8 protein-coding genes and 1 pseudogene are annotated in these 6,065 nt (G+C 66.2%); 4 read left to right on the top strand and 5 right to left on the bottom strand.

Going from position 1 to position 6,065, the window contains the following annotated elements:
* Positions 1-65 precede the first annotated feature (65 nt).
* Both AB7U92_RS02345 and AB7U92_RS02350 read right to left on the bottom strand, forming a co-directional pair.
* Positions 66-647 carry a DUF4439 domain-containing protein gene (locus tag AB7U92_RS02345; protein WP_428574333.1) on the bottom strand — a complete coding sequence of 194 codons (582 nt, stop codon included), beginning with the start codon at positions 645-647 and terminating at the stop codon, positions 66-68.
* A gap of 38 nt (positions 648-685) precedes the next feature.
* Positions 686-1,237 (bottom strand): carboxymuconolactone decarboxylase family protein, encoded by a 552-nt coding sequence (locus tag AB7U92_RS02350; protein ID WP_428574335.1) that lies wholly within the window; start codon positions 1,235-1,237, stop codon positions 686-688.
* 106 nt (positions 1,238-1,343) lie between these two features.
* Here AB7U92_RS02350 and AB7U92_RS02355 point away from each other — a divergent pair, with 106 nt between their 5' ends.
* A complete protein-coding gene (locus AB7U92_RS02355; protein WP_428574337.1) occupies positions 1,344-2,204 on the top strand; it encodes a cupin domain-containing protein in 861 nt (286 codons plus the stop codon).
* Here the strand turns inward: AB7U92_RS02355 and AB7U92_RS02360 are convergent.
* On the bottom strand, positions 2,199-3,092 hold the full coding sequence (locus AB7U92_RS02360) for a LysR family transcriptional regulator (RefSeq protein WP_428574339.1): 894 nt from the start codon (positions 3,090-3,092) through the stop codon (positions 2,199-2,201). The two genes, AB7U92_RS02355 and AB7U92_RS02360, sit on opposite strands and share 6 nt — an antisense overlap.
* 70 nt (positions 3,093-3,162) lie before the next feature.
* On the opposite strand from AB7U92_RS02360, the gene AB7U92_RS02365 reads away from it, so the two are divergent.
* From AB7U92_RS02365 to AB7U92_RS02375, 3 genes are read left to right on the top strand one after another with little or no spacing between them, the layout of a single operon-like run.
* Positions 3,163-3,771 carry a glutathione binding-like protein gene (locus tag AB7U92_RS02365; RefSeq protein ID WP_428574341.1) on the top strand — a complete coding sequence of 203 codons (609 nt, stop codon included), beginning with the start codon at positions 3,163-3,165 and terminating at the stop codon, positions 3,769-3,771.
* Positions 3,768-4,502: a glutathione S-transferase family protein gene (locus AB7U92_RS02370; protein WP_428574343.1), complete on the top strand. Its 735-nt coding sequence runs from the start codon at positions 3,768-3,770 to the stop codon at positions 4,500-4,502. Before AB7U92_RS02365 ends, AB7U92_RS02370 begins: the two co-directional genes overlap by 4 nt.
* 6 nt (positions 4,503-4,508) lie before the next feature.
* Complete coding sequence (locus tag AB7U92_RS02375; RefSeq protein WP_428574345.1) at positions 4,509-4,994, top strand: GNAT family N-acetyltransferase; 486 nt, start codon at positions 4,509-4,511, stop codon at positions 4,992-4,994.
* A gap of 137 nt (positions 4,995-5,131) precedes the next feature.
* Here AB7U92_RS02375 and metW read toward each other — a convergent pair whose 3' ends face one another.
* Positions 5,132-5,716, bottom strand: a complete 585-nt coding sequence (metW, locus tag AB7U92_RS02380; protein ID WP_428574348.1) for a methionine biosynthesis protein MetW — start codon at positions 5,714-5,716, stop codon at positions 5,132-5,134.
* Positions 5,713-6,065 (bottom strand): annotated as a pseudogene (gene metX / locus AB7U92_RS02385) (homoserine O-acetyltransferase); the annotation flags it as partial. The pseudogene metX and the gene metW, both read right to left, overlap by 4 nt.

The following is a 6,065-nucleotide window of genomic DNA, read 5'->3' on the forward strand; positions in this document are numbered from 1 at the left end:
GGGTGCTCCCGTGGTCTGCTTGCCGGGGCCGCCACGGCATCACGCCATGGCGACCCCGCTCGGGTTCAGGCACCGAAGGCCAGCGCCTTCGAGAACGGCCGCTTCAGATCGAAGTTCAGCAGCGCGAAGTGGGCCGCTTCATCGGCGGCCAACCGCGCCGCGATCTTCCCCAGCGCCGGATCCTTGAACGCGGTGATGACGCCCAAGTAGGCGTTGGCTGCACCGAGTTCCAGCCGCGCCGCCAGATCGAGCACGTCGTCCTCGTTCTTCAGTTGGTCGACCTTCAGGGCCCTGGCGTACTCCTCCAGGGTCTTGGACTCGACCGGCGTGCCACCGAGCTTGCGGATGGTGGCGATCAACGCGTCGTTGTGCTGCTTGTGATCGTCCTGGAACTTGGTCGCTGCAGTGACGTGCTGAGCGTTCAGCAGGCCGCTCTTCAGCGCAATGGCGTAGGCACCGATGCCTTCGTGCTCGAGGCCAACGGCGACGTTGAGGATCGCCAGGTCGTTCTTGATGTCCATGGGCTGGCGGGCGGCCAGAGCGTCGTTGCCGCCGAGCAGCGCCAGGGCGCCCGCCGACAGCGCGAGGGCATTGGTGCCGACGAAAAGGCGACGGGTGGGGGTCAGAATGTTGGAGGTCGCGTTCATGATGGATGTTTCCTACAAGTTGAGATGGATGGGTTCGATCAGGCCGGCACCGGCTCGGTCGCCTTCACCACGGGAAAGTCGATCACGGTTCCTGCGACGTGGTTGAAGTAGTTGGTGAAGATGTTGGACACCACGGTGGCGACGATCTCCACCAGCTCGGCATCGGCATAGCCGGCTGAACGAACGGCCTGCAGTTGTGCGTCGCTGACCCGACCGCGCGTGGCCACGACGGCAGCGGCGAAGTCCAACGCGGCCTGCGTCTTGGCGTTGCCGGAGCGACCACGCAGGTTGTCCGCCATCTCCGAGGCAGTCAGTCCGGCACCCTTGCCCATCAGAGTGTGCGCCGAGGCGCAGTAGTCGCATCCGTTCGCACCGGCGGTGACGAGCGCAATCTGTTCGCGCAGCGCTGCCGGCAACGTGCCGGCGCCGAGGGCTTCGCTGCCGGCCAGGTAGTACTTGAGAACGGCGGGTGAATGGGCGAAGGTCTTGATCAGGTTCGGGACCATGCCGAGCTTCTTGTGCACGGCTTCCAGCATCGGCTGAGAAGCGGCGGGTGCAGCGGCGGTGGTCAGTGCAGGAATGCGTTGCATCGTAGGTCTCCGGTAAGTGGCAGTGCGGGCTTGCACAGGGGAGACTTTGCGCAGCGGGGCGATACTTGCGGGCACTGATCGTCCCAACCAACGAATCGATCGTCTCGTGACTGCCTCTGCAACCCCGACGGACCCGCTCTCACCGCTCTTCAAGCGCTTCACGCTGAGCGCACGGCTTTTCTATTCCGGTGCGTTGTGCGGCATTGCGGACTTCGCCAACAACCAGGGCATCGGCATGGTGCATGTGCTCCGGCGCGGTCGCCTGCGTGTGGCGCAACCGTCGGCGCGGAGCTTTGAACTGACCCAGCCGACATTGCTGTTCTATCGGCGTCCCGTGGTACACCGCTTCGAAGTCGACGCCGCCGACGGTGCAGACCTCGTCTGCGCGTTCATCGACTTTGGCGCCACGCTGGGCAACCCCTTGCTTCGTGGCCTGCCGGAGTTTCTGGCCGTGCCCTTGGCCGACATGCCCGGCGTGGAATCGACACTGGCGTTGCTGTTCGACGAGGCCTTTTCCCGCAGGCCCGGGCGCGAGGCAGGCATCGACCGTCTGGTGGAGTTCCTGGTCGTGCTGCTGCTGCGCCATTCGATCGACGCGCAGTTGATCAAGCTCGGTGTGCTGGCCGGCCTGTCCGACGCACGATTGGCGAAGGCGTTGACCGCGATGCACGAGCAGCCGGCGCAGCCCTGGTCGCTGGCTTCGCTGGCGCAGGCCGCCGGCATGTCACGCGCGAGGTTTGCTGCGGCCTTCCATGACGTGGTCGGCGCGCCACCGCTCGACTACCTGACCGACTGGCGCGTCAGCGTCGCACAGACCCTGCTCAGGCGCGACAAGTCCCTGAAAGCCGTGGCGCCGGAGGTCGGCTATTCGAGCCCCGCCGCCTTCTCGCGCGTCTTCGCCAAACGCGTCGGTGCGTCACCCGTGGACTGGATGGCCGCGCAACGCGCCGCCGCGGACAAGTCATAGCCTCAAGGCCTGCGCCAGGTGCGTGTAGGTCGCCGAGACCCGCCGCAGGTGCCGTGACTCTGGGTGGGTGAGCAGCCAGAGTTCGGTTTCGGCATCCTCCAGCGTATCCGTCAAGGCCACCACGTCGCTGCGACGGGCGGCGAGGAACAGCGGCAGGATTCCCACGCCCAATCCGAGCGCCGTCAGCTCGAGCACCGACATGATGCTGCTGACCCGGTAGCGGGGCACGACCTTGGGCAAGTGGCGCCTGCGCCAGATCACCGAGGGGTGTTCGGGCAACGCGTCGTCCACGGCGATCCAGTCGGCCCGGCCGGCTTGCACGTCGGACCACTTGGGCGCACCGCGCTGCCTGGCCGCATACAGCGCCACGCGGATCGGACCGACATTGCGGCCCACCAGGTGCTGCGGCGGCCGCTTGGTGGCGCGCACCGCCACGTCGGCATCGCGCCGCGTGAGGCTGGCCAGCTCGTTGCCGGTGTGCAGCTCGAAGTTCAGCAGCGGGTGCGTCTTCTTCAGCGCCAGCAGCGCTGGTGCCACCAGGCCATGGAGGACGGTGTCGGTGGTCGTGATGCGCACCGAGCCGGAGACCTGTGTCGGCGCCTGCTCGATCGACGAGCGCGCCGACTCCAGCGCCACCTCCATCTCCTCGGCGTGCACGGCGAGCTGCGTGGCGAGTTCGTTGGGCAGATAGCCCGAACGCGTTCGCTCGAAGAGCGGCTGCCCCAGGGTGCGCTCGAGCCGCTGCAGGCCGCGAAAGACGGTCGACGCATCGACCCCGAGTCGCTCGCCGGCCCCGGCCAGCGTCGTGCCGCGGGTCAGCGCGAGCACGACCGCGAGATCGGCGGCGGCCAGCTGATATTGCGTTCGCGCAATGGATGATTGCTGCATTGTCAATTCACAAGGCGAGAACGCAATCCTACAGTGCATGCATCCACTCGCCCACCCGAAAGGATGACTGATGAAGCTCTACTACTCTCCCGGCGCCTGCTCGCTGGCCGTGCACATCGCGCTGCGCGAACTGGGGTTGCCGTTCGAGGCCGTCGCTGTCGACCTGGTCAAGCACCACCTCGAGAACGGCGCCAGCTACTACGACATCTCGCCGCGCGGCTATGTGCCGGTGCTCGAGTTCGACAACGGCGCGCGGCACAGCGAAGTCGCGGCGCTGCTGCAGTACGTGGCCGATCAAGAGCCCGAACAAGCGCTGATCGGCCGGGTCGGCAGCGAACGCCGCCTGACGGTGACCGAGGCGCTGGCCTTCGTCGCCACCGAGCTGCACAAGGTGTTCAGCCCGTGGCTGTGGCACAAGGAGACCGCCGATTCCACCCGCGCCACGGTGCGCGAGAAGCTGACGGCCCGCTTCGCGGAGCTCGACAGGCGGTTTGCGCAGCGGGACTTCATTGCCGGCGCCTACAGCGTGGCCGATGCCTACGCGTTCGCCATCCTCAACTGGGTGAACTTCCTGTCGATCCCGATCGCCGCGTACCCGAATCTGAAGGCCTATCTGACCCGCATGTCGAGCCGGCCTGCGGTGCAGGCGGCGCTTCGCGCAGAAGGGCTCGTCAGATGAGCACCCCGATCATCCTTGTCTCGCACGCACTGTGCCCTTACGTGCAACGCGCGGCCATCGTCCTGTCCGAGAAGGGCGTGCCCTTCGAACGCCGGGATGTCGACTTGGCCAACAAACCGGACTGGTTCCTGCGCTTGTCACCCACCGGCAAGACACCGATGTTGCTGGTGGACGGCCACGCACTCTTCGAGTCCGCAGCGATCTGCGAGTACCTCGACGAGACCGCGCTGCCCAGGCTGCACCCGGCCAACGCGGTGCAGCGTGCGAAGCACCGCGCGTGGATGGAGTTCGGCTCGGGCATGCTGAACCTCATCGCGTCCTTCTACAACGCGGCCGACGACACTGGCATGCAACACTGCGCGCGGGAGATTCACGCGCGACTGAGTCAACTCGAGGCCGTGCTCGGCAACGGACCGTACTTCGACGGCGACTTCGGCATCGTCGACGCTGTCTTCGGCCCCGTGTTCCGCTACTTCGATGTCTTCGAGACCCTTGCGGACTTCGGGTTCTTCGACGGTCTGCCAAAGGTCAGCGCATGGCGCGCCGCACTGGCGGCGCGCCCGTCGGTGCGTCAGGCGGTGAGTCCTCGGTACAACGAGCTGCTGCTGGCGTTCATTTTGAAGCGTGAGGCTGCGGCACTGGCGCGCCTGGCGACCGGGGCCGTGTCCAGATTCGATAACCCCGACGGCGATGCCTTGGCCATCGGGCCGGTCAATGTCGCTGGGCTGTAGTCGAACATGACGACTGAATTCAAACGCCTGACAGAGATCGACAAGTCGGAAATCATCGAACTGATGAACCACCCTTTGGTGCTGCGGCATCTCCCCTTGGCATCCGGTCGTTTCGGAGAGGGCGACTGCGAGGAGTTCGTTGCTGCAAAGGAGGAAATGTGGAAGAGGTTTGGTTACGGCCCGTGGGCATTCGTCGTCGATGGTCGGTTTGTCGGCTGGGGCGGACTTCAACCGGAAGCTGGGGAAGCTGATCTGGGTTTGGTGTTGCACCCCGATCACTGGGGGCTCGGGCGACCGCTGTATCGCGAGATCGTGCGTCTGGCCTTTGGAGAGATGGGTATCGAGGCGATCACTGTGCTGCTTCCGCGCACGAGGACGAGGATCAAGGGCTTGCTGCGCCTGGGCTTTCGCCAGGATGGGTCGTTGAACGTTGCAGGCGTGCAGTTTGTCCGGTATCGGTTGGCGAGAACGGCAACTGACTGTGATTGGTGAGTCGAGCACGCCGTGTCGGTTGGCTTGCCGTCGAGCAGACCGTTGCAGATGACCGTTCATGGCCGGCCTCGGCCATCCGCCAACGGCGCCTGGTTCATCGCGGTCGCAGGGCGAGCTCGAGAGTCCGAGGCTCTGCTTCAGCCCCGCTCGAACTTGAACACGGCGACGCTGGCCAGCAGGTTCGGCCAGGCGCGAACCACCTCGCCGTCCTGGATGCCGAACGAGTCGAGGATGCGCAGGCCGTCCTTGCGCGCCAGCACCTCGAAGTCGGCATAGGTGCCGACGCGGATGTTCGGCGTGTCGTACCACTCGTAGGGCAGCGCCTTGGTCACCGGCATGCGCCCGCCGGCCACGCGCAGCCGGTTCGGCCAGTGCGCGAAGTTGGGGAAGCTGACGATGCCGATGCGGCCCACGCGCGCCGTCTCGCGCAGCATCTTCTCGGTGTTGCGCAGGTGCTGCAGCGTCTCGAGCTGCAGCACGACATCGAAGCTGCGGTCCCCGAAGATCGCCAGGCCGTCCTCCAGGTTGAGCTGGATGACGTCGACGCCGCGGCGCGTGCACTCGAGCACGTTCTCGTCGTCGATCTCGATGCCGTAGCCGGTGCAGCCGCGTTGCGACTGCAGGTAGGCCAGCAGCTCGCCATTGCCGCAGCCGAGATCGAGCACGCGCGAGCCCTTCGGCACCAGGTCGCCGATGATCTCCAGGTCTCTGCGCGGGCTCATGCGCCAACCTCCTTGGCCAGGTTGTCGAAGCCCGCACGCAGCACGCCGTGGTAGCGCGGGTCCTCGAGCAGGAAGGCGTCGTGGCCGTGCGGCGCGTCGATCTCGGCGTAGCTGACGCGGTGCCGGTTGTCCAGCAACGCCTTGACGATCTCGCGCGAGCGGGCCGGCGAGAAGCGCCAGTCGGTGGTGAAGCTGACGATCTGGAAGCGGCACTTCGCCGCCGCGAAGGCGCGCGTGAGGTCACCGCCGTGCTCGCGCGCCGGGTCGAAATAGTCGAGCGCGCGCGTGATCAGCAGGTAGGTGTTGGCGTCGAAGTACTCGCTGAACTTGTCGCCCTGGTGGCGAAGGT

Origin of the sequence: Piscinibacter sp., assembly GCF_050175855.1 — a bacterium.
In the GTDB taxonomy this organism is placed as follows: Bacteria; Pseudomonadota; Gammaproteobacteria; order Burkholderiales; family Burkholderiaceae_C; genus Piscinibacter.